This is a genomic window from Limnohabitans sp. 2KL-51 (assembly GCF_003063645.1).
GTDB lineage: Bacteria > Pseudomonadota > Gammaproteobacteria > Burkholderiales > Burkholderiaceae_C > Limnohabitans_A.
This window is the reverse complement of record NZ_NESJ01000005.1, coordinates 247,450-271,535: the sequence shown is the minus strand read 5'-3', so window position 1 is coordinate 271,535 and position 24,086 is coordinate 247,450. Positions and strand designations below refer to the sequence as shown.

The window sequence follows — 24,086 nt, the reverse complement described above, 5'->3', positions numbered from 1 at the left end:
TATGGCATTGGGATTTTGGCGCTTTTTTCTAGCACTGTTGGTCGCGGTTTCACATTTGTGGGATGGCATGATCCATGGCCCAGCCGCTTACGCGGTATGGGGCTTTTTCCTGATCAGCGGCTATCTCATGACATTGGGCTTCCAGACGCGTTACAACGAAGGATGGGGTGGCCTGCGTGATTACGCTTTCAATCGATTTCTGCGCATTTATCCCGCCTACTATTTAGCTTGTCTCTTGGGCTATGTTGCCCTGTTGGTCATGCCCCTTCAGGGTGTCAATCCATCGATGCTCAATGGTCAATTCGTCCTGCCACAGCACTGGCGCGACTGGGCTACCAATATCACTTTGTTACCGATCTGGGGCGCAGGCAATCTTTTGGTGCCCGTATCGGGTGCACTTGGGATCGAGGTCGGGGTGTACCTGCTGATCCCCCTCATGGCCAGAGGTCCCTCAGTGGCATGGCTGGCGTTGATCCTCAGCGCCATGCTCAATTGGCAACACGGCATAGAGACACCAACATTTGCTGTTCGCTATTCTCTGTTTCTGACCTGTTTCATGGCCTTTGCTATTGGCGCCTTGGTCGCCCATTACCGGGCTTACCTGCAGCGCTTGCGCGCACCTTGGCTGAGCAGCATGACCTGGCTGGCGCATTGCCTGTTATGGCTACGCTGGGACCAGTGGCCTTGGACCTGGGGTTTGTATTTTTCGCTTCTGCTGACGGCTTGGGTAATGGTGTCTTTTGCGGAGCGCAAATCCCACGCTCTCGACCGTTGGTTGGGCGATCTTTCTTACCCTGTTTACCTCTTCCATACGGTCATGGCCCTGTGGTGGTTCGGGTTGTTTGGAATGCAGCGCAACCTGGGCTTCATGCTGGCTGGACTGGTCAGCACGCTGGCTTTGTCCTTGCTGGTGGTGGTGGTGCTCGATCGGCCTCTCGAGAAACGCTTCAAGCGCCGTCGCTTGTTAGTCAAGCCCTAGCTTTTTTTACAGCCTTAACCCAAGGATGGCGTGGTTTTTTGCTTTGACTGGTCACACAACAGCGGTGCACCCGAAGGACAATCAGACAAACAAATCAGGCGCAATCAATTTAGCCTCTTCATCTCTGCTCGCTTGAACTTGCTCCAGGCTACTGCTTGGTGCCAATGATGACCATACCGCTGGATCTCTCAGCGTTAAGGCTCAGGCTGCGCAACCTATATGGGGTAACCGATTTGTCCAAAAAAGCAATGCCCTGTAAGCGGGTGCCGTTGGCAAACGAGGTGCAAGCGCCACTGAACGTTACCGTCATATTAAAAATATTCTTACCACTGGCACGGGGCGTCAATTGCCCAACCCGCGTGCAACCATTCTCAAGATTAGAAAACACACCTTGCATGTTGATGTCCACATGGTTAGGAATGATGATGTCCCGATCAGAACGTCCGAAAATCAAGTATCGGCCTGTCAGGTCCGACAGGGTGGCCCGCGCATCGTATCCCGCGTTGTAGGTCAGCGTAGCGGAAAAGCCCGCCAGACTGTTTGTCACCAGCGTACTTTGGGGTTTAACTTGGGCCTTGAGCGTTCCCGTCGAAAAGCCCTCTGTGGTAAAGCTGTAACTTCGACCTGATCCCGTCATTTCAGCGCCATCCGTTTGGGTTTGCCCCTGAAGTGCGCCCGAGACGAAAGTGCCCTGCGTCGAGGTGTAAATGCCCCAGCTCTCACCGTTTTCCAATATGGCCAAATGGACAGAGGTGCCTGTCGCTGCGGTGCCCGACCAATAGCCTTCGGCGTTTTGCGGCCCCTTGATTTCGGTGCTGCCACCTATGGCGGACGACTGATCAACAGAGCCGACTCCGCCTCCGCCTCCGCCTCCGCCTCCGCAAGCCGCGAGCAAGGTCAAAGTCAAAAGCCCTAGGATGAGGGTACGTTTGGACATGGTTTTATTGATGTGTTGATCATGGACAATAATGTCAAACTTCATAATATGCAAACAAAATCGATAAACAATCTTTTTTTCAGCGCCATGAACACAGCGACCTCCCTGTTTGACCAAGCGCTGCAAGCGCACCACCTGGCGCAATTGGCCCTAGCCCATGATTTGTACGAACAAGTTGGCGTGTCTGACCCGCAGCATGCCCAAGCCCTGCACCTGCGGGGCGTTATATGTTTGCAGTGGGGGCAGCAAGACACCGGCATCGAGCTGATTGTTCGGGCCCTTCAGCTGCAACCGGCCAATCCCAAGGCCCATTTCAACTTGGCCAATGCCTATTTAACGCAGCAGCGCTACGACGACGCACTTGACCACTTTGACCAAGCCTTGCAGCACCAGCCAGAGTATGTACAAGCTCTGCTTGGGCAAGCCCAGGCTCTTCGCCAATCAGAACGACCTTACAGCGCCATGGCCAGTCTGGCGCGTGCCCTACAAATACAGCCGCAGTCCCTCGAAGCCCACTTGGAGCTGGCCATAACCCAAGCTCAGCTTGCTCAGTTTGAGCCAGCCCGCTTGCGGCTGGCCCAGTTGGCGCAACAAGCCCCGGGTCATGCAGCCATCAAGCAAGCGTTGCAAGAAGTAGATCGTTTGTACCAAACGCACTCCCGGTTATTGCGCTCGTTTCTTGGTGCGTCTCCAACCCCACCCCAGCCCTCCCAGCTGGCATTAATGGGCATACTCGCGCACAGTCGTCAGCAATACGAGGCTTCCATTGCTTTTTTCAATGCATCGCTGGCCCTAGATCCACGGCAAGCCAAGGTCTGCAGCCAAAAAGGCCTGTCACACCTGGGTCTTGGGCAGTACTACGGGGCGATCGAAAGCTTTGACCGCGCCACGTCGCTTGACCCGAGCTTGAGTGAAGCCTGGCACAACGCTGGCAGTGCTCTGTGCGAGCTGCAGCAATACCCGGCCGCCATCACCCAATTCAGGGAGGCCGTGCGGACCTCTGAAGACAAGACACTGTCGCTTTTCATGCAACTGACGGCCCAGCTCAACGTTTGCGATTGGACCGACTTCGACGACATTCAACGCCAGGTCATTGCTCAAATCAAGCGAGGCCACTGCCCCATGCAGCCCTTACAAGTCTTGGCCATTTGCGGCGAACCCGAGTTACAACTCCAAGCCGCGCAAGCCCACTATAAAGATACTCAGGGACACGTCATCGAAACGCCCCTTAAGAGCCGAACCCACAGCGACGCTCGTCTGCGCATCGGATATTTTTCACGCGACTTCCGCGAGCACGCCGTGGCCTACCTCACGGCCGAACTGTTTGAGCTGCACGATCGCCGTCAATTTGAAGTCATCGCCTTCAATTTTGGCGAGCCAACCCGTGACCGGATGCAAGAGCGCTTGCGCCAATCCTTTGACCAATTCCATGATGTCGCCCATTTGGATGATGGACAAATCGTGCAGCTTGCTCGATCACTGCCAATAGACTTGGCCGTGGATCTGGCAGGCTATACCGCCGACAATCGTACGGGTCTATTTGCCCGCCGCGTGGCCCCCGTTCAAATCAATTACCTGGGTTTTCCAGGCACACTTGGGCATCCGCAAATCGACTACGTGATCGGGGATCCCGTGATCACCCCCGATTCGGGGCACACCAGTTTCTCGGAAAAAGTCATCTCGCTGCCTTGCTTTCAGGTCAATGACCGACAGCGCCCGATTTCAGACCGCGTGTTCACGCGCGACGAGCTCGGCATCCCAGACGGACACTTTGTTTTCTGTTGCTTCAATTCCAGTTACAAAATCACCCCGGCCATGTTCAACACTTGGTTGCGTATTCTTCAGGCCTGCCCAGCCAGCAGCTTGCTGCTGGTCAAATTCCACGACCAGACCGAGATCAACCTCAAGCAACACGCCAGGGCTCAAGGGCTGGACCCTGACCGCCTTATTTTTTGCCCCAAAGTGCCAACGCCTGACTATCTCGCGCGGTTCCGGGTTGCCGACCTCTTTCTGGACAGCAGCCCGTTCAATGCAGGCACCACCGCCAGTGATGCATTATGGGCTGGCTTGCCCGTTATCACTATTGCTGGGCAAGCCTTTGCGGGTCGCATGGCCGCCAGTTTATTGCACGCCGTCGGATTGCCCGAGTTGGTCGCTGAAGATGTGCCTGGCTACGAGCAGTTGGCCATCCGCTTGGCCACTACCCCCGGCGAGTTGGCGCAATTCAAGGACCGGCTCGCAGCGCAGCGGCTGCGAATGCCTTTGTTCGACACCCCAGTTTTTGTCTCGCGTTACGAAGCCGCCCTGCTGTTGGCTCACCAAAGGCAGCACCAAGGCCTGCCTCCCCAAGCCATCGACATGTCTCACATGCAGGCCATGCCGTAGCTTTAACAGTGTTTGATCCGACGCAAATGCACCCTGGTTGGGGTTTCATCACACCTTCATTGCGTGCTCCGTGCTTCGCGCCTGTCGCGCCTGTCGCGCCGCGCCAATAACGGCAGCTCTAGGAAACGACGCGACACGCTTGCCACCAGCAAAGTGAGCAGCACTGTCCATAACACCAAAGGCAACCCGTTCAGCGGCCACTCCAGCAAAGCGCGGATGATCGGAAAATGCCACAGATACACGCCATATGATATCTGCCCCAGCCACACCAGAGGGCCCGCGCGCAGCCAAACCAGATGACCCTGCCAACGCCCATTGTGCAGGCCATGCAGCCACATAATGGTCATCATACTGACCCCTGTGATGCCCAGGCTGTAAACCACAGGGTGCGTCCAATCGGCTACCGCCATCCAAGTCAGAAGTGCCAAGGGCACGCCCCACTGCAGCCCGTGTTCATACCGACGCATCAATTCCAGAGTTGGAACGCTCGACACCATCAAAGCCAATGCCGCCCCCCACAACAAGGTTTCGACTCGCACGTCGGTACCGTTGTAAAGTCTGTCCAAAGACGCCCCTTGGTCTTGCAAATATACCCGCCACAGCCAAGAGACCAGCGCCAAGAGCACCACCAAGCCCACCCGCAGGAATGGTCGCTGGGCCCAACGCAAGATACCCCACAACAGCAGTGGCCAGATCAAGTAAAACTGCATCTCAACCGCCAGCGACCAGGTGTGTCCCAGATCCACCAGCTGGTGCCAGTTCAAGGCCCTGGCCCAATTGCTGACATACGCCATAACCAGCAGTAAGTCCCAGCCCCTGTCGGGCCATGACTCAGGTGGCAGCCGAACTGCCAGCACTGCAACATACACCAGCAACAACAACAAGGCGGCAGGCCCAAGACGCCACCACCTGCGAGACCAAAACCGACCCAGCCGGATGCGTCCAAGCTGTTGGTATTCGAGCAACAAAATGCCCGTGATCAGGTAGCCACTGAGTGCGAAAAAAACATCTACACCGATAAAGCCACCGGGCAACAGTTGCGGGGCGGCATGGAACACCAGCACCGCCAGCACCGCCAGAGCCCGCACGCCATCGAGTGCCGGTTCGTGGTTCAAAGACGTTACGTGCACGGCCTATCACCCTTGAATGACCACCGCATCTTGGTTACCCCAGAAATGGTGGGGGACCACGCTCACCCTGGCATTGTTACCCAACACCCTTCGAGCGGTATTGAGAACAAAGTCGGGGCTGGTGAAGGTGGTGCCATACGCCTGACCGGGAATCGCGCTGGACTCGCTGGAGTCAAAAAACGCATAACCATCTTGGAGCTGTACCCCGGCCTGCTCGGCGCACTTAAGCCCGTGCGTCGAGAAAATCAACAAACCACCTGGGCGCAAAGCCCCATACAGCTGCGCCAGCCAATCTCCCCAAGTGCTTTGGGGCAAGTGGCTGAACAAGGACAATACAAAAATATGCTCGAAAGCTTGCAGAAACTGCACGTGGTGCGGCTCGGGGGTCGAATAAAAGCCCTGAACCCCCAGCAAGTCCTGCAAGAAGCCGACACTTCCAGGCACCACATCGCTCACTGTCAAAGCGCCTTGGGGTAAGCGCTTGACCAAATGCCGGGTAAAGCGTCCGTGACCACTTGCAAATTCCAGGAAAGCCTTAGATTGGCCCAGCACATGCCCGTGCTGCTCCATCAATACCTGCAGCTCTGTCATGGTGCGCCAACCATCTGACAAGTAATCCCGAATAGGGTGCGTTGAAGTGGGGTGGCTTGCAAAAAACCTGAAGATGTCGTCGTCCGGCGAAATCTGAGCGTTCACTCCCATCCAACTGCCATAGTTGCCGGGTAAGGCGTGAGCTTCTCGCAGGTTGTGCGCCGTCAGGTGGTGTGGCTGCAGAGTCAGCACGCCTGACAAACAGGCATTGGCGGTTTCCGCATCGCCCTGGGCCAAGTGCTTTGTGGCCAGCGTCATCAATAATTCGATTTCCGAATTCATGGTCATGGTTTCAACCAGCGGTGCTTCAAGTGAACATAGCCCAGCTCACGTGAATCGCCCAGCACATCAAATGGGCGTTCCACGTGGTCAAACAGGCGCAAGCCTTCCGGGTCCATGGCATGGGCCCGTGCGACATAGCGACCGGGCAGCAATGGAAGATCGTCAAACACAATGCGAAAGGCAAATAATCCCCGGGCATCGGCTTGCAAGGTATGCCCATCCATCTCGCTGACCACGCCATAGACCGGGGTGCCATCAGCCCGCACCACGCCCACCGCTACTTGGGGGGTACGCCCATCGGGCGACGCCACCAGGCCTGAGACCACCAACTTTCCTTGCAGGTCCAACGTTACCGCTGCATCTTCGGGCAGATCGTTCAGGGACATTTGCTTGACCTGGTAAATTCCGCCTGCATCCGGAACGGCTTCACCGGCCAGAAGGTCCTGCGGTGGTCGGTTTTTTTCTTCGTGCCAGGCTAAATATTGGCGCGTTACCCTTTGGGCGTCATCCAGCATGTGCAAGCGGCCATGTTCTATCCAGGCTGCGCGTTGGCAAAGTTTTTCAATGTGGTACGTGCTGTGTGAACACAACAGCAAGGTGCCCCCCTCGTTCAAGTAACGCTGCATCCAAGTCATGCATTTTTTCTGAAACGATTCATCCCCCACCGCCAGCACCTCATCGGTGATTAGCACCTCGGGCACCACACTGGTGGCCACAGCAAAGCCCAAGCGCACCACCATTCCCGATGAGTAGTGCTTGATGGGTTGGTCAATGTGGGGTCCAATGTCGGCAAAGGCTTGGATATCGGCCACTTTGTCGCGGGTTTGCGATGGGCTCAGGCCCATCAACGCGCAAGCCAGATCGATGTTTTGTCGGCCAGTGTAATCAGGGTGAAATCCCGCGCCCAGTTCCAGCAAGGCGCCTACCCGACCTCGCACCTGCACCAGACCTTGGGTGGGCTTGACCACGCCAGCAATCAGTTTAAGCAATGTCGATTTGCCTGCCCCATTGATGCCGACCAAGCCCAATGACTGTCCCCGGAACACCTCCAAGTTGATATCTATGAGGGCCTTAAAAACTTGGGCGGGTTCTTGGCCTTTCAGTCGCGACCAGACTTGTGCCAGTGGGCTTCCCCTTTCTTGGCTCAGTGGGTAACTTTTACTGACCCCTGTCAGGCGTATCAACGGGGTATCTTCAGCATCGTGGTGGCCCATGGATGCTGAGCTGTCGAAAGTGGTGGCGAGATTGGCCATCAGAGCATGTCTTCAAAATAAGGCGACAAGCGCAAAAAAAACCAACGTGCCATAGCCAGCCCCATGAGCGTCATCAAAACGCCGGTGATCCAGGCTAAGGCATCAAATGGCAAGGAAGTCAGCAGGTGGGCGCGTACTGGATCCAGTGCGTGCACCAAAGGGTTCAACTGCATCACGTTCGCCAGCCAGTTGGGCACAATGCTCATGGGAAACAAAATGGGGGTTGTATAAAACAACACGCTAACGAACTGCGCCAACAACTGCTCGACATCACGCACGAAAACCTGCAAAGAAGACAAGACCAAAGCCAATGACATCGCCATCAGCCAGAGCACTAACAGCCACATCAGAGACGCACCCAGTCCTGCCCAATGGATGTTGAATCCAAACACACCGAGGACCAACAAGACTATTCCAAAACCTAACCCATGCACTGCAAAGCTGGCCAAAACGGCGCTGTAGACCAGAATTTCGTGGTCAAACGCTACTTTTTTGACCAATGCTGCATTTTGCTGGATGGCACTGGTGCCTCGCACCACGCCTTCTTGAAAAGCCATCCAGGGCCATAAGGCCAATGCCACAAACAAAACATAGGGTTGGCCGAGCTGCAAATCGGGGACTTTGACCCGAAAAATCGCCTCAAAAACCAACGCGTACAAAGCCAGAAGGGCCAAAGGATTGATCAAAGCCCATACAACACCGACCAACGATCCTGCGTAACGGTTTTGGATATCTCGGCGAGTCAACGCCAATAAAAGTGCCCTGCGGCGCCAAACGACACCCAGGGCTGTGGATTCCAACATGCTTGGGATCCGTGATCGTTTCAGGGCTTTGCGCCTAATGATTTCTCTAACGTTTGCAAGTTGCCTTCGTCAAATTTGGATCCCTGAAGGATGCGCTCTCGTTCTTTAACACGCCCTTGCATCACGATGGCGTTTTGCGCCTCACGCATGAGCTGATCCTTGACTTCTGCAAACATTTTCACGCCAGCGGCTTTCTTGTCGGTCAGTTGAATGATGTGAAAACCGAAGGGGGATTCAAACACTTCACTCAACTCGCCCTTTTTGTTCATTGCAAACACCACATCTTCAAAATTTTTGATCATGCGACCGCGTGAAAAATAGCCCAAATCGCCACCTTTGCTGGCGCTGCCCGGGTCTTGAGACCGCGTTCTGGCCATTTCCGCAAAATCAGCACCTTTTTTAAGTTGCCCGTGGATTTCCAGCAGTTTTTCTCGAGCGTTGCTTTCCCCCGATCGGATCAAAATGTGACTGGCTCGCACCTGCTCAGGTTCGCCAAACTTGCCTTGGTTCGCGTTGTACGAGGTTCTTGCATACGCCTCGATGTCTTGTAGCGTAGGCTGGTTTTTTTGATCAATGCTTTCCAGCATGGCATCCGACAGGATTCTTTCTCTTGCTTTTTCGATGGCCTCTTTGACCAAGGGATTCTGTTCAATGCCAGACTTGACCGCGTCAGCGGCCAGTACGCGCCTGACGTGGATATTGCTGACCAATGCCCTGACTGCATCAGATTTTGTCATCTGGTCTTTTGTATTGTCGGGGCTGCGTTCTATTTGCTGTCTAATTTCTGATGCATCTACCGAAACTCCATACCCTGACACCAGGTTTTGGGCTTGTGCAGTTACCGATATCGAAACCATCAAGGCTAAGGTTGACCATTTGATCTTCATCACTGACATATGCGAGTTAAATGTTGTTTAACAATGAAAAAAGGACGGGGTTTCCCCCGTCCTCTCAACCAGAGTAAGTCCGAAAATTAACGGGTCACTTTGTTGCTGTAGCTGAAGCCATAATTAATGGCCGTACCACTGTTGTTGTTGCTTGCGCGAACAAACGCTTGGCCGATGATTGGCAATCCATTTGGGTTCTGCGAAGCGGCAGTGTTCAGACGAAGCCAACCATTTTCGTAAGCTGCATTTGTGATGTCGTTACGAGCAATCACTGCGCTCAATGCAGATTCTTGGAAAGAACCATCTTTGTTGACCGCGTTGATGCTGATCACAGCAGCTTCGCCGCAAACACCCACCGTTGTGGCTGTTGTTGTAGCAACTGTGCCAGGCGAAATCACAAAGCTGGCCAGCGCAGTACTTGTGGTGCTACCTGGTGTTGTCTCTTCGCGATCAAAGATCGTATTTGCAGCAGGACCAGCGATCGAGTTCAAGCACAAGATACGTGGATTGGCTGTAGAGAACAACAAGTTAGCAGCTTGGGTAGAAGAAGCTGTACCTGTCGATGGACCGTAGTACGCGCTGCCGGCGCCGACAGCTGTTGCCAAGTTGACTGCAGCAGTTGCTGTGCCGCCGCCAATAGTACCAGTCGTGCCTGCGACTGCAACGTTGTAAACAACGTTATTGATCGAGGTGGGTGTCAAACCAGTCGTGCTAGCACCGCGGTAAAGCGCACGTGCCACAGTACCGTTTGTGGCCAAGGGCACTTGGAGTGTGTTGCCATTGCTATCAGTCACTGTGTTGGACTTGTAGTTCACCACAGCGCTGTAACGGCGCATTGGCTGCGAGAACATGATGTCGGTCACAGCAGCGATGTCGTCTGAAGTGACGAACTGGTTCGACAAGCTACGGATGGCCAACTGTTCTGTTGTGTCGTCAGCTTGTGCTGCCGGGGTAAGAGATTCAGCTGTGTAACGTGTGGACATGTCAGGCAAATCGTAGTTTTGCGCAGTCAGTACACCCGAAGTGATCAATGGGTCAGCTGTAAAGAGAGCAGCTGTTGCAGTGGCCACATCGCCCCGAATTTACGGGAAGAAAACCAAGTTGGCTGTCGATGGCTCATTGCTGGTAACAACATTACCCGCGATTGTTACAACGCGGGCTTCCAGCGCTGTTGCCGCACCGGACCAGGCTGCTGTGGATTTTTGGTTCAGGATGATCCAATCACCAGTCAAACCAGTTGTAGGCGCAGCCAGTCCACGGGCAGTCAAAACGGCAACGGTACCATCGGTCCCGAGCTTCTCGCTCAACACAGCAGCCGTGCAAGGTGCACTGCCGTTGGCGTGCTTGATGGCAGTGAACAGAGCCGTGGCTTTGACAGGGGCTGTTTCATCAGTGGCAAGGGGAGGAATGTTGGCCATGTTGATGACTTCAACATAACCTTCAAGAGTTTGAGCCGCGCTTCCACCATCTACGCGATCAAGCACAAATGTTGGGTTGGTGCCCAAGCGAATGGTTTCAGGGATGGTGCAAGACTTGTCGCTGGTGGCCAACTTGGCTGAGCCAGTGGTTGCGTCCATGGTGACAGCAGCAGTCCAGATGTCACCTGGAGACAAGGCCACTTGGAAGTCATAGACGTCGTCCGAGTTGGCTGCGCCACGGAAACGAACCTTCACCAATTTGCCGTTGGTGGTATCGGTGTTTGTGATGGACAGCAAGGTTGCGTTGCTATTTTGCACCGTGTAGTAAGGGAACACCAGTTGGTGACCAATACCGTTGTCGTTGCGATAGATAGCTGAGCCGGTAGCAGCGCCAGCCACGTCGGTCACCGCCAGCGCATTGCCAGCCAGACCCAGACCACCCAAAGAGGCGGCGATGCTCAGAGCGAGTGTACTCTTTTTCATGAAAACTCCAGTTGAAAAGTTAATTAGCGCATCGTGAGATGTTGGCGCTAAGAGGATATTAACACAGCATACCTAGTCGTTCAACGCCTAAAAATCGGCTGCGGATGGGAAATGTTAAAAAAACGCAACAGTTTTCTGTTTTAGTGACTCCTCCAAGAAAAAAGATGGTGCCAACTTTGCTCAAAGCTTTTCAAGCTTCCACCATTGGCCTTCTTCTAGAATCCAAACCTCATCGAACCCAGACACCAGCGGCGCTTTGTAAAAAGTGGGCATCCGGATCTGACTGACAACCTGGATCACAACGTTGCATTTTTTGGGTTCGCAAACCACACGAACCACTTCCGCGGACTTCCACTTCACAGACGCAGCACCAGTTGCGAAGGCATATTGCTCTTTGGGCTTGAGCTTGCGGTAGGCAGGATTCAAAAACTCATAGGCTTGGTCATACTTGCCCGCCAGCAAAGCCTGCCAACGTTGTGTGGCCAATTTGCGAACAGTTTCTTCTGGGGGCGCAGGACTCAGGCTGGCACAGCCTGCCGCTACGCAAACCACAAGACAAGACGCAGCCCATGCGGCGAAGCGCTTGCCCTCAGCCACTGGCCTTTTTTTGCTAAAAGACAGCATCAAATTCATGGTCAGAACCCCAATTTAAATAGTGCGTTGAATTTTACCGGTGCAAAAAACCTGATCAGCCTCGCTCATCCACTCTTGTCAAGGCTTCGTGGAGGTGACGGGGGTCATCAGGATTTTCAAATCAGGTGTCCAGTCCACCGGTGCGGTTGGAAACAGCTTGCCAGGCAACAGGCCTTTCATGCGTTCGCGCACATCGTTGGCCAAGTCCCTGATTTCCAGGTCAGAGCGCACCACACGCGGCGTGATCATGACCAGAAGCTCTGTGCGGCCCGAGTTTTTGGAACTGGTGCCAAACAGATTACCCAAAATAGGGATGTCGCTCAAGAAAGGGATGCCCGTGCGGCCCGCGGTGCTGTTGTCGCGGATCAGGCCGCCCAGCACGATGGTTTCACCCGAGCGCACCGCCACTTTGCTGCCGATTTGGCGCTGCAAAAAGCTGCGCTGACCGGTGGCTGCGTCAATGCTGCCCACATCGGTGACCGACTGGTTGAGCTGCATGGACACCATGTTGCCGGAGTTGACCGATGGCGTGACGCTGAGGTTGACGCCGGTGTCTTTGTATTGAATGTTGCTGGAGACGTTTCCCCCTGTGGTGATGGTTTGGCCCGATTGCACGGGCTGCTGGGTGCCTACAGCGATGCTGGCCGTGTGGTTGTCCATGACCATGAGCGAGGGGCTGGAAATGACCTTGACCAGCGATTTGTCGGCCAATGCGTTTAGTACAGCGCGCACATCCCCCGTTGAGGTGGCCCATGTGTAAGAAAAGCCGGCCGGGGTGCTGCCCAATGCAGCGCCTGCCGCCCTGCTGAGCACGCCTTGGCCAATGCCGCCGTTTTTTTGCTCACTGAAGGCCCATTGCAAACCGTATTGCAAGTCGTCGTTGAGTGTGACCTCGACGATGCTGGCTTCAATGAGCACTTGTGAAGGGGGTACGTCGAGCCGCTTGAGGGTAGCTTCGACCTTGGCGTATTCGGCAGCAGTACCGTAAATCAACACCGCGTTGTTGATGCCGTCGGCCATGACGCGCAGGCCGCTGGCAAAGTTGACGGTGGTGATGCCTGCGCCTTGCACATTGCTGCGTCCGGCGTTGGGGTTGAGGGCCGCACTGGCTCCGCCGCCACCACCTTGCGCGTTACCCCCCATCACGCCCGCGCCTTGCGCCAAAGCGGGAGCGACACCGCTGTTGGGTGTTCCAGGGGGCTGCGCTGAGCCCGAGCCAAACAGCCCGCTGAGCACGTTGGCCAAATGGGCAGCTGAGCCGTTTTGTACCGGAAACACAAACAATTGGGGTTCGCTGGCGCTGGTACCCGGGCGGTCTATTTTGTCAAGCCAAGCCTTGGCTTCGTCAATGTAGGCCGCTCGTGGGGTGACCACCAACACGCTGTTCAAGCGCTCCAAAGGCACCACCCGCAGGGCTCCGAACAACGGAAATGACGGCGACATGCTAGCGCCACCGGCAGCGGCCCCGGCACCTGGCAATGCGCCCGAGGGATTGGCCGGGTTTCTGGCCAAGGCTTGAGCGGGCTGGTTGCCTGCAGCAGGGGCCTGTGTGGCGTTGCCACTGGCGGCCGATGCAGCCAAGGCCGCGCCCCCGCCAGGCGAGAAGATTTGCAGCGCCAGTTGGACTTCTTTGGTGGTGATGTATTTGAGGGGGATGACGGCCACCGACATGCCTTTGAGCATGTCGACATCAAAAGTACTGACGATGTCAAGCCAGCCTTCAGCTTGTGAGCGGTTGCCGGTCATGACCAGCAGGTTACGGACCGTGTCCACGCGCACAATTGCTTCACCGGGAGCCATGGGCTTCAAAATAGCCGCCATTTCTGCCGCGCCAATGTATTTGAGCGGAATGATGATGGCCCCATGACCCGGGGGCATGGGGTTGCTTTTGATGGCTTGACGCACCGCAGGCACCACGTTGCGCACCACATCAGGGCGGCCAATGTGATAGGTGCCCCGTGCGTCTTGGGCCATGACGAAACCGTTGGCCAGCAAGGCGTTTTCGAGCAAGAAAACCGCGTCGTCGGCCGACACATTGCCTTGGGTAGACAAAGTGACAGCCCCGGTGATGGGGGGGTGGATCAGGTAGTTGACCTTGGCCAATTCGCGCATGATGACGTGCACAACGTCGCCTAAAGGGGCGTTTTCAAACTTGAGACCGGCTGCGCCGCCTGCCAACGGGGTGCTTGCTTTTGGGCCAGCGATGACCTTGTCGTCACCCCGGATCATTTGCACGCCTTGCGCCAAAGGGGCCGGAGGGCTTTCTGCGCTGGCAGAGGCAGGCGGTGTCACCTTGACCGCAGGCGCAGCCGTTGTGCCCGCCGGGGCAGGCGTGAAAGAGATCACCACATCACCCTGCATTGGCTGCGCTTGCGGCGCTGAGCTCGCGGGTGTGGCCCCAGGCGTTGGGCTGCTTGCACGACCACCGATGGTGAAAGGGTCTACCGCTGGCGTTTGAGCCAGTAGGGGCTGGATGATCAGGGCGACAGACAAGGCGAGAAGGGTTGGGGCGATTTTCATAGAGAATATTTCCCAAAATGGGCATTATTGTGATGGAAGGGCGCGCATGGCTTCTCGCCGCTTGCGTCGCGCTTCTAATTCAGCATTGGCGCCGTTAGGCAAATTGGGGGCGGCGGCGCCACTTTGAGCCGCATTCGTTCCCAGCAGGGGCGCAGCGGCTGCTGCGTTGACGGGCACACCGAGCTTGGCGTATTCAAGTGTGAGGGTGCGTTTTTCTTCTTTGCGTTCGAATTGCGCCGTGCGCTCTTCGATGTTCTTGAGCACCCAGTCACCCACGTTGTCGTTGAGTTTGACGCTGCGAATCTTGCCTTCGGCACGCAGGATCACAAAGCCTTGTTCGCCTGCGATCAAACCAAACAGGTGCGCCCCATTCAGGGCATCTGGCGGTGGCGGTGGCGGTGGCGGCGGTGGCGGTGTGGGTGGCGCAGGAGGGGGTGGAACTTTGCGGTCGGTGGCAAAAAGTGGCCGCTCAATGGTCAGGCTAAGCGTGGCTTCGTCCAAACCCATACCCACGGGTTCCTTGATGCTGACGGTCGGCACGACAGCGGCCACTGCCGGTGGTCTTGCCCACTGGCTGTTTTTGATGTTTCCGTCGGCATCGAACCAAAGCCAAGCCAAGCCGCCCCCTGACGCCAGCAATACAAGCACCAGCAAAACAGTGCGCAACAAGGGGTGCCTCATGGTTTGGCCCTCAGCACAGTGAAGTCGATTTGCCCGGTGATGCGTTGCACACTGGCTTTGAACAAGGGGCCTTCGTTGTTGAAGCGCATGGCATCCACAATAAGGACCGGGTTTTGCTCGCGCAGCAGCAACAGGGACCTGAACAGGTGGTTGATGTTGCCATCGAGTCGGGCGCTGACTTTGAGGCGCAGAAAGTCACCCGACTCGACACCTTCGCTGACGCGGATGCTTTCGACCCGGAAGCCGGCTTGTTCGAGCGCGCTTTTGATGCGTTGCTGTGCTTCATTGGCCACTTTGGTGCCGTCGGCTTCAGCGGGGTAGACAAAAACGTTCAAAAGGCTTTGCGCCAGCTGATTGGCTGTTGCGAAATCATTTTGCTGGGCCAGGATGCCTTGCAACCTGGCATGTCGGGGTTCCCACTGATCCATTTTTTCGAGTGCGGCTTCGTGCTTTTGCCAAACATAAAGGCCACCCATGGCAAACGGCGCGATGACCAACAAGACAGTGACGATTTGCAGCACAACAATGCGGAGACGCAGTCGGATCATGGCTTGCTCCCTGTGGCTGCAGTGGCTTGGGTGGCGGTCTCTTCTTGCGTGGGGGTCAGGACAAACTCAATGTTGAAGACCTCCCTGTCGCGTTCGCGGCGAGCTGCGTTGGGGGCTTTGACTTTGGTAATGCCGGGTTGTTTGCCCAGGTGCTGCATCAAGGCGGTGGCATTGGGGGTGACACCGGTGATGTTCACGGTGGATTCTTTGATGTCGAGCACCAGGATGTAGGTGTCTTCAGGGATGTAACGGGTGAGCAGCAGCAACACATGTTCAGGCACCATGCGCTGCCCCACCAGGGCTTGCAGTTGTTGCACTTTGTTGTTGAGCTGGCTCATTTGCTCGCGGGCCTTGACGGCGGGGGCTGCCTGGGTTTGAAGTTGCGTGAACTCGTCGTGGGCCTGCTGCACACGGTAGCGCAGTTGCAAAGAGGGTGTGACCGCTGCTGCCAAACCGACCGCCACAATGAGCGCAACCAGCAGCAAATTGACATTGCGCCAGCGGAGGGTGCGTTGCCAGCGTGTGGTCTCACCAAAGCCGCTGAACACCATGTATTGCCCGGTTGCGGGGTGTTGCGCCCACACTTCTGTCATGGCCGCAGGGATAAGCCCTGATTGGCGTTGCTTGTCGCTGTCCTTGGCCAGGTGGTCAGCGACCAGGCGAGTGGACGTCAGGGCCAGTTGCACCTGTTGCCCGGCATCCGAGGCGGTTTGTGTTCGTTGGGCCCACAGCAGTTCATCGGCAGGAAAGGGGTTGAGGCGATCGACCTCCAGGCGCACTGCGGCATCCAATTCATCGCCCTTGAGTCCGGGCAGTTTGAGGTTGCGCCACAAAACCAGGTCGTCTGGCAATACCAAGCCAACGTAAGGGGTGTCTTGCAGGCCTGGCAACACTTGGGTATGCCCGTTTTTCTCAAGGCAAGTGATTTGCCCGCCTTGGGGCAGCCGCAACCGTGTGGCGAAATGGGGTGTTAACCAACGCACACCGGGCCACCGGGCCATGAGCGCCAAAGCTTGGGCCCAGTCTTGACCCAGTTGACGCAGGTCAACGCCAAACAAACTGGGGGATAGGTTCAAGGGCTTCATGGACTTGTTCAAGGGGGGGTAGAGCTTGTGCTGATCTGGAAGGGGGGGTCTTGACCGAGCACCCGCCATGGCAACCCGTGTGAATCACCCGACAGCGCCAAGCGCCAGACCCGGACAACCGCCATATTGTCGCCTGAACTCAGGGTCGCTCGCACTGCGATCTGCCCGGTGCTCGAAATTTGAAGGTGATTACCGCTGAGTTGGGTGGTGTCGGTCGTGTCACCGCGTTCGATTCGGGTCTGAAAAACTTGCTGCGCCAAAGCGGCGTTGCCTTGGGCCAGCACAGTCAACACGGCCAGTGGGGCCGCCAAGGGATTGACTCTTTGGGTGTCTTCGAGGTCGGTGGTGAACAGGGGCATCACCAGGGCGGCCAAGTCGTAGTCGATGCCGGGTATGCGCAGCAGGTCCTCAGGGCTGTGCATTTTGGCCGCCTCGCCTTTGGCGTTGCGCTTTTGTCGCTCCAGGTCTATGGCTTGCGCAAGAGCCGTGGCTTGTTCTTTGGGCAGTCCCGCTGCGTATTGAAATGCATCGGCCAACAAGGCGATGGGGGCATGGTTGAGGTTGATCAACCCGTTCAGAGGAATGAATTCGACCTGAATGGTTCGATCAAACACCTGCACGGTGGTGACTTCAATGGTTTTGAACTCTTTTTTGTTTGCCAACAGGGTTTGCTGCAAGGCCAGCCGAATCGCTGCGTCGGCGATGCCGCTGTCGAGTGTGGTGCGTTGCAACTGGGCGGCCAGGCGTGTTTCGCCTTTGACCACATGGATCATGCCCACCACCATGATGCCCAGCGCAGCCACTACCCACAGCACCGCGATGAGGGCGATGCCTTGTTGCTTGGCGACTTGTTGGTTGAGGTGACTCATGTCTTAACGCCCTCCGCCAACAACAAATCCACCAGACACCGGGGCACTTCCGATGCTGGCATAGAGGGGCACAGTGATGGGGGGCCATGCACCCTGTTGGTCTTGAATGAGCAGGCTGACGCGTTGGGGCAGCTCTTTGGCCGCGGGCCAGCCTGCTTGCCAGCCCATGGGCCAGTCGGCTTGGGCGTCGGACAAACGTTTTGGCAGACCTTCGGCCATGATTTTCAAATCGATCGTGCGGTTGACCAAGACCTGGGTGTCTGCTTGGTTCCAGTCAGGAAACTGGGCCAGCGGCGTCCACGCCAGGTAGCGTAATACCAGTCCCCTATCACCGCCTTGAAGGTCCTCCATGGCCAAGCGGAAAAAGTGTCTGCCGCCCATGCCGGGCCGTGCGGGCATGTTGCCCACCCAGCTGATGCTGTCGGGATCGGCCTTGAACAAAACGCCCTGCCCGCCCTTGACATCGGGGTTGGCGTAGCTGGTGGCGTCTGTTCGTGTCAGCGCAGATTGCAAAAAGTGCTTGACGACACGCATTTGGTCGCTGCGTTGAAGCCGCTCGTCCACGCGAACTTCGGTTTGGCCCATGCTGCGAAAAGCCTGGCCCAAGCCGACCATGATCAAGGCCAGCATGGTCATGACGACCAGCAGCTCAATCAGCGTAAATCCGTGTTGAACACTGGGTGCCGGGGACAGAAGCTGCTTCACAGTGCAGGTTCTCCTGGAGCGGGTTTGCGTTGCGGCAACAGCGTTTGGGCCAAAACTTGACGCGTAGCGGTGCCATCGGCCCAGCGAACCACAATGTTGAGTTGATGCAGGGCCAGCGCACCAGGTGCGGTCTGCCCCCATAGCTCGGTGCTGGCTTGCCATTCGAAGCGCCCGTGGGTGCCCGATTCTTGCCAGCCTTGGCTGTTGACGGATTCGCGCGATTGCAACAAGGAGTCGGCCAACATGATCGCTTGCTGGCGCGTGACAAGATCGCCGGCGTTGCGGGCACTGCCCCCCATGGCTTTGTAAATGAGGCCCAATGACATGGCCATGATGGTGAAGGCCACCAGCAGTTCCAGCAAGGAAAAACCGCGCTGAGCCGAGCGGCGGCATGGGGATGCGCTGGGTGCGCCTTTGGCCTTGGCTTTCATGGCAAAAGCCGTTCTTGCGTGATCAAACCCGAAAACCAATCCACCCGCAGTCGCGTTCCTGTGCCGTTGCTGCGCAAGACTTCGATGCTGCCGCCTGTGGCGCCACCGCCGGGCAAAAAGACGATGGCAGCGGTGCCTTGCTGGATTTGATTTTGCCCAACAGTGGCTTGGATGCGCAGTTCTGCAGGCCATGTCTGAAAAGGCCGGCCCACGATGCCTTGCTGTCGGTTTTGCAAATCAATTTGGAAGGTGACCGGGATGCTTTGCGCCATGGCTTGCTGGCGCGCTTGGCGCATGTCAGCGGTCATGGTGCGCAGGGTGGTGCGGTATTGGGCCGATTCACGCGCTGTGCTGTAAGCCACAGGTGCCAGACCCACCAAGAGCGAGGCAATGGCCAAGACCACCAGCAGCTCGATCAAGGTGAAGCCCCTCTGCACTTTGACAGGAGGCCGGGGCATGGCCATCTCAGTTTTTGTTCTTGACGTCAGCGTTTTCACCTTCACCGCCGGGTGCACCGTCAGCGCCCAGCGACAAAATTTGGACATTGCCCCCTTCGGCGGGTGCGTATTGGTAAGGCTTGCCCCAAGGGTCGTTGGGCAAGGAACCTTTGATGTAAGGGCCATTCCAGCCGGTAGCACCTGCGGGCGCAGCCACCAGGCTTGGCAGGCCTTCTTCGCGTGTGGGGAAACGGCCAACGTCGAGCTTGAAGAGTTCGAGGGATTTTTCGATGTCTGCAATCTGGACGCCTGCTGTTTTGGATTTGGCTCCACCGAGTTGGCCCAGGACGCGCGGGCCCACCAAACCCGCCAGCAAGGTCAAAATGGCCAGTACCACCAAGAGTTCAATCAAGGTGAATCCTTGGGATCTGCGCGCTTGGCCGCTGCGCTGAGACGAAATGGTTTTCATGGCGTTTTGTTTCATCGAAAAACTGAAAAAATTATACGGCGAGGTCATTGACGGACAGGATGCCCAGCAGGATGCTGACAATGATGGAAGCGATCATGAGGCCCAACACAATGATCAAAAGCGGCTCCAACAAGGTTAGACCGCGTTTGATGCCTGTTTCCACATCCGCATTGAAGATTCGGGCCAGCTCAAGAAGCATAGGCCCCATTCGCCCCGTTTCTTCTCCGACTTTCATCAAGTTGATCGCCAGTGGCTCAAAAATGCCGCTGCTTTTGAGTGCGTCAACCATTTTACCGCCGCCCTTGACTTTGCCCGGGATCCCTTGCAAGGCATTGCGCAAGATGTCGTTGCCGATGGTTTGGGTGGCGATGTGCAGCGCCGATATCAGCGGCACGCCATTGCCCAGCAAGGTGCCCAAGGAACGGGAGAAAAGCGTCAGGTTGTACTTGAGAACCAAACGCCCCAGGATGGGCAACTGCAAAACATGGCTTTGCCACCAGCGTCGACCTGTGCTTGACTTGAACCACCGTTGGGCCAGCCAAAACACCACCAGCAACACCAAAGCCATCACTGGCGCGTATTCGGTGAAGGCTTTGCCCACCACCATGACGAGGCGTGTGGGTGCGGGCAAGGCGTCGCCCATGTCGTTGAACAGGGTCTCGAATTGCGGCACCACAAAGCCGAGCATGGCGATCAGGGAGATGACGGCCACGCCCAGCAAGATGCAGGGGTAAATGATGGCCGAGATGACGCTTTCGCGCAGGGCTTTGAGGCGTTCGAGGTGTTCGACCAGCCGTTCGAGCACGGCGCTGATTTGGCCGCTGGCTTCGCCCGAACGGATCATGTTGATATAGAAGTCGCTGAATTGCTGCGGATGTTTGCCCAGCGCTTTGCTCAGGGGTTGGCCGCTTTTGACGTCTTCGAGCAGGGTTTGGGTCAGCTGCATCATGGCGGGCTTGGCGTTCATGCCAATGAGCACGCGCAAGGCGTTGTCCAGCGCCAGCCCGGCTTTGAGCATGATGGACAACTCGCTGGACATGACCAGGATGTCGGCCTGGGTGACGTTTTGGTTGGAGAGCAGGCGCGACAGGCGCGAGCTTTGGCCGCCGTGCAGGTTTTTGAACTGGGTGGCTTGTTCTGCCACCAACGAGGTGCCGGCTTCGCGGATGCTCAGCAGGGTCAGGCCCTGGCTGCGCAGTTGCTGCATGGCGCGCGCTTGTGTGGGTGCGCTCAGGCGCCCTTCCTGGGTGCTGGCGTCGGCGCGGGCGGCTTTCCAGACGAAATCAGGCATCGGACTGGTCCTCGGTCACGCGCAGCAGTTCGTCCAGCGTGGTGACGCCGTCGGCCACTTTGCGCAGGCCGTCTTCGTACAGGGTGTGCATGCCCGCTGCCGTGGCTTTGGTGTGCAGCGAGGCCGAGTCAAGGCCATCCAGGATGCCTCGGCGCATGACGTCGTCCATGACCAACAGTTCGTGGATGCCGGTGCGGCCCGAGTAGCCGGTTTGGCGGCATTGCGGGCAACCCACGGCGCGCCAAAGCTTGGGGGCGCTCAGGCCCAGGCGGTCCATGCCGGATTCTTTGACGACTTGGGGGTCGGGCACGTAGGCTTCTTTGCAGTGCGGGCACAGGCGGCGCACCAGGCGCTGCGACAACACGCCGTTGACCGAGGAGGTGATGAGGTAGGGCTCGACGCCCATGTCTTGCAGGCGGATGATGGCGCCGGCAGCGGTGTTGGTGTGCAGGGTGGACAGCACCAGGTGGCCGGTGAGGGCGGACTGCACGGCGATTTGCGCGGTTTCGGTGTCGCGCATTTCGCCGATCATGATGATGTCGGGGTCTTGCCGCAGGATGGAGCGCAGGGCGCGGGCAAAGCTCAGGCCGATTTGCTGGTGCACCTGGATCTGGTTGATGCCCTCGAGCTGGTATTCGACGGGCTCTTCAACGGTGATGATTTTGTGCGCGTCCGAGTCGATTTTGGACAGGGCCGCGTACAAGGTGGTGGTTTTGCCCGAGCCTGTGGGGCCGGTGACCAACAAAATCCCGTGGGGCCTGCCCAACAGCTGGTTGAAGCGCGTCAGGGTGTCGGCTTCGAAGCCCATGGATTCAAGGCTGTAGCGCACGCTGGTGCGGTCGAGCACCCGCATGACCACGCTTTCGCCGTGCACGGTGGGGATGGTGGACACGCGCAGGTCAAGTTCGCGGCCCTTGACCCGGGTTTTGATGCGGCCGTCTTGCGGCAGGCGGCGCTCGGCGATGTCCAGGTGCGCCATGAGTTTGACGCGTGAATTGACCGCCGGGCTGAGCTGGGGCGAGACGATTTCTTCGGTGCGGATGACGCCGTCGACCCGGTAGCGCACATGCAGGCCGTCGTCAAAGGGTTCGAGGTGGATGTCCGAGGCGCGCATGTCAATGACGCGGCCAATGATGAGGTTGACCAGCCGGATGACGGGGGCTTCGCTGGCCAGGTCGCGCAGGTGTTCGACAAAATCGCCCACATCGGTTCCCAGCTCGTCGTCGTCGTCTTCGCGCTCGGGCTCGTCCTGGCTGCTCAAGGCTTTTTCGATGTCGGACGGGTTGGCCACGCAAGGGTGGATGCGCTGACCGGTGGCCAGACGCAGGGCTTTGAGCGCAAAGGGGTCGTCGGCCACGGCCATGGCCAGGCTCAGGCCAGACTCGTCGAGTTTGAGGGGGTAAATCAGGTGGGTGCGCAAGAAGTCGGGCTGCAGGCCTTCGACTTCGGGCATCACGTCAGGGAATTCTTCAGCCGCCACAAAGGGCAGCTGCAGCAGTTCGGCCAGCGCTTGGGTGACGTCGCCTTCGGACACCAGACCGAGGTTGACCAGCACTTGTTCGAGCACGCTGCCGGTTTCGTCGCGTGCGTTGAGGGCGCGGTCGAGGTCGCGGGCAGTGAGCTTGCCCTGGTTGACCAGCAAATCGCCCAAGCGCGAGCGGGGCAGTGGCGGAGCAACATCCATGGGAGCGGGTGCGGTGGACAGTGCGGTCATGGGGACATCGTCGATAGCTGAATAGCGATGGATGTTACCCCAGTCGCCCCCGTCAACGCCTGCCCCTGTTTCTGTCACCCCAGGCGAAGACCCGGGGTCCATGGTTCAACGCGGCCCTTTTTAAAAATTTAACTAAAATTATAAAAAATATCTTTATTTTCACAAACCCCAAAAATGACACTCTTCATCACCCTCCTCCGGAAAGCTTTCATCGGTTCAGTTTTGTCTTTGCTGGGACTGGTGGCCCATCTGCCCTTTGCGGTGGCGGGCGACTACAAGGACATCTGGTGGAACGCCTCGCAAAGCGGCATGGGCTTTAATTTGAGCCAGGTCGGCAACACGGTGTTTGGGGCCTGGTATTTTTATGCGGACAGTGGCCAACCGACTTTTTTGACTTTCTCGGGTGAGATTCAAAACAACCGACTGAGCGGTGCCCTGTATCGCAACACCGGGCCTGCACCGTCTGCCAATTACGATGCGTCCCGGGTCCAGTCGGCGGCCGTGGGCAATGCGGTCATGGTGTTTTCGGCCAATGACCCCCATGTGGCCCGGTTTGAATACGCTTTTGAAGGCAAAACCGGCGCCATCGATTTGCAACGGTTCAGCTTCGTGGACAACGCGCCAAGCTTGAACAAAGACTTTGACGGCATGGTCTACGGCATCAATACCTCGAGTGGCATTCCGGCCAATTTCAATTTTTCGTTGGGCAGCGGCAAATTCAAGCTGACTCGTGAAATCACCACTGGCAGCTGTGTTTTTGAGGGCACTTATGTCCCTCAGTCAGAGGCGGTGAGTGCGCGAGGCAGTTACCGCTGCACCGATCTGAGCGCGGGCACTTTTGTGGCCCCGCGCTTGCGCGTGACGACTGAGGGTGTTTATGTGGGGCAAATCATCAAAACCAGTTCCGCAGGTCAACTGGCCACCGAAACCCATGCAGGCATGAGCCTGGTCAGTTTGGCGGTGCTGGATTTCACGGGTAAGACGATTCGTGTTTCCGGTTCATCCAGCGAGTGCAGCAACAAAGAGTTCAGAGCCAGCTATGTCCTTCAAATAAATGCCACGACGCTGACATTCACGGGATCAGACAGCACGATCACCGACAGCAATGCGGCTGACCCCAATTTTTGCCGCAATGGCCCTTCGGTGTACGAGTTTCACAGCATTGCCGCTTTGCGCGCGGAAGAGCCCTCCGACCCATTTCTTCAATGCCTGCCCAAGTGCAATGTGGCCACTTTTAACCAGACTTGGACGGGGGTCGATCCGGACGGACGGACTTATCGGGGAACGTTCCAACACACGCCGGGTACGCAGGTGATTTATCACACCAAACAAGTTCTTCAGGACCCACGCCAACCCGGAAAAACCTCATTTTCTTTGGGCTCCCAAATTTGGATGGTGGAATGACCGATGGCTGTTCTTGCAGTGCTGTGTCGCCCTGAGTCGCTGACTGGCTCCGTCCATCGACGTGCGGCAGCTTGAGGGGTAGGTCCCCACCCCTGTGGGCGATGGGCGTGGAAAATTCCCACAACAGCATCGCCCTGCAAACCATCGCCCA

The 24,086-nt window shown here is 57.1% G+C and carries 23 protein-coding genes; 3 read left to right on the top strand and 20 right to left on the bottom strand.

What is annotated here, in order from left to right:
* Window position 1 precedes the first annotated feature (1 nt).
* Window positions 2-979, top strand: coding sequence for an acyltransferase (locus tag B9Z49_RS07425; protein ID WP_158273441.1), 978 nt, complete (start codon window positions 2-4; stop codon window positions 977-979).
* 148 nt (window positions 980-1,127) lie between these two features.
* On the opposite strand, the gene B9Z49_RS07420 is transcribed toward B9Z49_RS07425, so the two are convergent.
* Window positions 1,128-2,042, bottom strand: coding sequence for a hypothetical protein (locus tag B9Z49_RS07420; RefSeq protein ID WP_158273440.1), 915 nt, complete (start codon window positions 2,040-2,042; stop codon window positions 1,128-1,130).
* Here B9Z49_RS07420 and B9Z49_RS07415 point away from each other — a divergent pair.
* Window positions 2,004-4,301 carry a tetratricopeptide repeat protein gene (locus B9Z49_RS07415; protein WP_158273439.1) on the top strand — a complete coding sequence of 766 codons (2,298 nt, stop codon included), beginning with the start codon at window positions 2,004-2,006 and terminating at the stop codon, window positions 4,299-4,301. The two genes, B9Z49_RS07420 and B9Z49_RS07415, sit on opposite strands and share 39 nt — an antisense overlap.
* A 56-nt stretch (window positions 4,302-4,357) precedes the next feature.
* Here the strand turns inward: B9Z49_RS07415 and B9Z49_RS07410 are convergent, their stop codons facing one another.
* The 19 genes from B9Z49_RS07410 to gspE all read right to left on the bottom strand — a co-directional run bounded on the left by B9Z49_RS07410 (window position 4,358) and on the right by gspE (window position 22,531).
* Window positions 4,358-5,416 carry an acyltransferase gene (locus tag B9Z49_RS07410; protein ID WP_158273438.1) on the bottom strand — a complete coding sequence of 353 codons (1,059 nt, stop codon included), beginning with the start codon at window positions 5,414-5,416 and terminating at the stop codon, window positions 4,358-4,360.
* Between the two features lie 21 nt (window positions 5,417-5,437).
* Window positions 5,438-6,310, bottom strand: a complete 873-nt coding sequence (locus B9Z49_RS07405; RefSeq protein WP_108352776.1) for a class I SAM-dependent methyltransferase — start codon at window positions 6,308-6,310, stop codon at window positions 5,438-5,440.
* A complete protein-coding gene (locus B9Z49_RS07400; RefSeq protein ID WP_108352775.1) occupies window positions 6,307-7,557 on the bottom strand; it encodes an ABC transporter ATP-binding protein in 1,251 nt (416 codons plus the stop codon). The genes B9Z49_RS07405 and B9Z49_RS07400 overlap by 4 nt, the downstream gene beginning before the upstream one ends.
* On the bottom strand, window positions 7,557-8,360 hold the full coding sequence (locus tag B9Z49_RS07395) for an ABC transporter permease (protein ID WP_108352774.1): 804 nt from the start codon (window positions 8,358-8,360) through the stop codon (window positions 7,557-7,559). Before B9Z49_RS07395 ends, B9Z49_RS07400 begins: the two co-directional genes overlap by 1 nt.
* A 20-nt stretch (window positions 8,361-8,380) precedes the next feature.
* Window positions 8,381-9,247, bottom strand: coding sequence for a peptidylprolyl isomerase (locus B9Z49_RS07390; protein ID WP_158273437.1), 867 nt, complete (start codon window positions 9,245-9,247; stop codon window positions 8,381-8,383).
* A gap of 86 nt (window positions 9,248-9,333) precedes the next feature.
* Window positions 9,334-10,230, bottom strand: a complete 897-nt coding sequence (locus B9Z49_RS07385; RefSeq protein ID WP_146188491.1) for a hypothetical protein — start codon at window positions 10,228-10,230, stop codon at window positions 9,334-9,336.
* A 99-nt stretch (window positions 10,231-10,329) separates the two neighbouring features.
* Window positions 10,330-11,148, bottom strand: a complete 819-nt coding sequence (locus B9Z49_RS07380; RefSeq protein ID WP_108352771.1) for a hypothetical protein — start codon at window positions 11,146-11,148, stop codon at window positions 10,330-10,332.
* Between the two features lie 180 nt (window positions 11,149-11,328).
* Window positions 11,329-11,781 carry a hypothetical protein gene (locus B9Z49_RS07375; RefSeq protein ID WP_108352770.1) on the bottom strand — a complete coding sequence of 151 codons (453 nt, stop codon included), beginning with the start codon at window positions 11,779-11,781 and terminating at the stop codon, window positions 11,329-11,331.
* A 78-nt stretch (window positions 11,782-11,859) separates the two neighbouring features.
* A complete protein-coding gene (gene gspD, locus B9Z49_RS07370; protein ID WP_158273436.1) occupies window positions 11,860-14,301 on the bottom strand; it encodes a type II secretion system secretin GspD in 2,442 nt (813 codons plus the stop codon).
* 24 nt (window positions 14,302-14,325) lie between these two features.
* The gene (locus B9Z49_RS07365) at window positions 14,326-14,982 is read right to left on the bottom strand and encodes a hypothetical protein (RefSeq protein ID WP_108352769.1); all 657 of its coding nucleotides are present in this window, start codon (window positions 14,980-14,982) and stop codon (window positions 14,326-14,328) included.
* Window positions 14,979-15,530 carry a type II secretion system protein GspM gene (gene gspM / locus B9Z49_RS07360; RefSeq protein ID WP_108352768.1) on the bottom strand — a complete coding sequence of 184 codons (552 nt, stop codon included), beginning with the start codon at window positions 15,528-15,530 and terminating at the stop codon, window positions 14,979-14,981. The genes B9Z49_RS07365 and gspM overlap by 4 nt, the downstream gene beginning before the upstream one ends.
* Window positions 15,527-16,615: a PilN domain-containing protein gene (locus B9Z49_RS07355; RefSeq protein ID WP_108352767.1), complete on the bottom strand. Its 1,089-nt coding sequence runs from the start codon at window positions 16,613-16,615 to the stop codon at window positions 15,527-15,529. The genes gspM and B9Z49_RS07355 overlap by 4 nt, the downstream gene beginning before the upstream one ends.
* An 8-nt stretch (window positions 16,616-16,623) precedes the next feature.
* Window positions 16,624-17,484 carry a general secretion pathway protein GspK gene (locus B9Z49_RS07350; protein WP_108352766.1) on the bottom strand — a complete coding sequence of 287 codons (861 nt, stop codon included), beginning with the start codon at window positions 17,482-17,484 and terminating at the stop codon, window positions 16,624-16,626.
* Between the two features lie 3 nt (window positions 17,485-17,487).
* Window positions 17,488-18,189, bottom strand: coding sequence for a prepilin-type N-terminal cleavage/methylation domain-containing protein (locus B9Z49_RS21755; RefSeq protein WP_158273435.1), 702 nt, complete (start codon window positions 18,187-18,189; stop codon window positions 17,488-17,490).
* Window positions 18,186-18,620 (bottom strand): prepilin-type N-terminal cleavage/methylation domain-containing protein, encoded by a 435-nt coding sequence (locus B9Z49_RS21750; protein WP_108352764.1) that lies wholly within the window; start codon window positions 18,618-18,620, stop codon window positions 18,186-18,188. The genes B9Z49_RS21755 and B9Z49_RS21750 overlap by 4 nt, the downstream gene beginning before the upstream one ends.
* Window positions 18,617-19,078 carry a GspH/FimT family pseudopilin gene (locus B9Z49_RS07335; RefSeq protein ID WP_233254544.1) on the bottom strand — a complete coding sequence of 154 codons (462 nt, stop codon included), beginning with the start codon at window positions 19,076-19,078 and terminating at the stop codon, window positions 18,617-18,619. Before B9Z49_RS07335 ends, B9Z49_RS21750 begins: the two co-directional genes overlap by 4 nt.
* 7 nt (window positions 19,079-19,085) lie before the next feature.
* Window positions 19,086-19,526: a type II secretion system major pseudopilin GspG gene (gene gspG / locus B9Z49_RS07330; RefSeq protein WP_108352825.1), complete on the bottom strand. Its 441-nt coding sequence runs from the start codon at window positions 19,524-19,526 to the stop codon at window positions 19,086-19,088.
* Window positions 19,527-19,557: 31 nt separating this feature from the next.
* Window positions 19,558-20,817, bottom strand: a complete 1,260-nt coding sequence (locus tag B9Z49_RS07325; RefSeq protein WP_108352762.1) for a type II secretion system F family protein — start codon at window positions 20,815-20,817, stop codon at window positions 19,558-19,560.
* Window positions 20,810-22,531, bottom strand: coding sequence for a type II secretion system ATPase GspE (gene gspE, locus B9Z49_RS07320; RefSeq protein ID WP_108352824.1), 1,722 nt, complete (start codon window positions 22,529-22,531; stop codon window positions 20,810-20,812). The genes B9Z49_RS07325 and gspE overlap by 8 nt, the downstream gene beginning before the upstream one ends.
* A gap of 174 nt (window positions 22,532-22,705) precedes the next feature.
* On the opposite strand from gspE, the gene B9Z49_RS07315 reads away from it, so the two are divergent.
* Window positions 22,706-23,935, top strand: coding sequence for a hypothetical protein (locus B9Z49_RS07315; RefSeq protein WP_108352761.1), 1,230 nt, complete (start codon window positions 22,706-22,708; stop codon window positions 23,933-23,935).
* Window positions 23,936-24,086: the final 151 nt, after the last annotated feature.

Bases quoted from the DNA above. Each gene is read 5' to 3' on its own strand.
- B9Z49_RS07425 (WP_158273441.1), top strand. From the start codon at position 2: ATGGCATTGGGATTTTGGCGCTTTTTTCTAGCACTGTTGGTCGCGGTT.
- B9Z49_RS07415 (WP_158273439.1), top strand. From the start codon at position 2,004: ATGAACACAGCGACCTCCCTGTTTGACCAAGCGCTGCAAGCGCACCAC.
- B9Z49_RS07405 (WP_108352776.1), bottom strand. From the start codon at position 6,310: ATGACCATGAATTCGGAAATCGAATTATTGATGACGCTGGCCACAAAG.
- B9Z49_RS07400 (WP_108352775.1), bottom strand. From the start codon at position 7,557: ATGGCCAATCTCGCCACCACTTTCGACAGCTCAGCATCCATGGGCCAC.
- B9Z49_RS07395 (WP_108352774.1), bottom strand. From the start codon at position 8,360: ATGTTGGAATCCACAGCCCTGGGTGTCGTTTGGCGCCGCAGGGCACTT.
- B9Z49_RS07390 (WP_158273437.1), bottom strand. From the start codon at position 9,247: ATGAAGATCAAATGGTCAACCTTAGCCTTGATGGTTTCGATATCGGTA.
- B9Z49_RS07385 (WP_146188491.1), bottom strand. From the start codon at position 10,230: ATGTCCACACGTTACACAGCTGAATCTCTTACCCCGGCAGCACAAGCT.
- B9Z49_RS07380 (WP_108352771.1), bottom strand. From the start codon at position 11,148: ATGAAAAAGAGTACACTCGCTCTGAGCATCGCCGCCTCTTTGGGTGGT.
- B9Z49_RS07375 (WP_108352770.1), bottom strand. From the start codon at position 11,781: ATGAATTTGATGCTGTCTTTTAGCAAAAAAAGGCCAGTGGCTGAGGGC.
- gspD (WP_158273436.1), bottom strand. From the start codon at position 14,301: ATGAAAATCGCCCCAACCCTTCTCGCCTTGTCTGTCGCCCTGATCATC.
- B9Z49_RS07365 (WP_108352769.1), bottom strand. From the start codon at position 14,982: ATGAGGCACCCCTTGTTGCGCACTGTTTTGCTGGTGCTTGTATTGCTG.
- gspM (WP_108352768.1), bottom strand. From the start codon at position 15,530: ATGATCCGACTGCGTCTCCGCATTGTTGTGCTGCAAATCGTCACTGTC.
- B9Z49_RS07355 (WP_108352767.1), bottom strand. From the start codon at position 16,615: ATGAAGCCCTTGAACCTATCCCCCAGTTTGTTTGGCGTTGACCTGCGT.
- B9Z49_RS07350 (WP_108352766.1), bottom strand. From the start codon at position 17,484: ATGAGTCACCTCAACCAACAAGTCGCCAAGCAACAAGGCATCGCCCTC.
- B9Z49_RS21750 (WP_108352764.1), bottom strand. From the start codon at position 18,620: ATGAAAGCCAAGGCCAAAGGCGCACCCAGCGCATCCCCATGCCGCCGC.
- B9Z49_RS07335 (WP_233254544.1), bottom strand. From the start codon at position 19,078: ATGCCCCGGCCTCCTGTCAAAGTGCAGAGGGGCTTCACCTTGATCGAG.
- gspG (WP_108352825.1), bottom strand. From the start codon at position 19,526: ATGAAAACCATTTCGTCTCAGCGCAGCGGCCAAGCGCGCAGATCCCAA.
- B9Z49_RS07325 (WP_108352762.1), bottom strand. From the start codon at position 20,817: ATGCCTGATTTCGTCTGGAAAGCCGCCCGCGCCGACGCCAGCACCCAG.
- gspE (WP_108352824.1), bottom strand. From the start codon at position 22,531: ATGACCGCACTGTCCACCGCACCCGCTCCCATGGATGTTGCTCCGCCA.
- B9Z49_RS07315 (WP_108352761.1), top strand. From the start codon at position 22,706: ATGACACTCTTCATCACCCTCCTCCGGAAAGCTTTCATCGGTTCAGTT.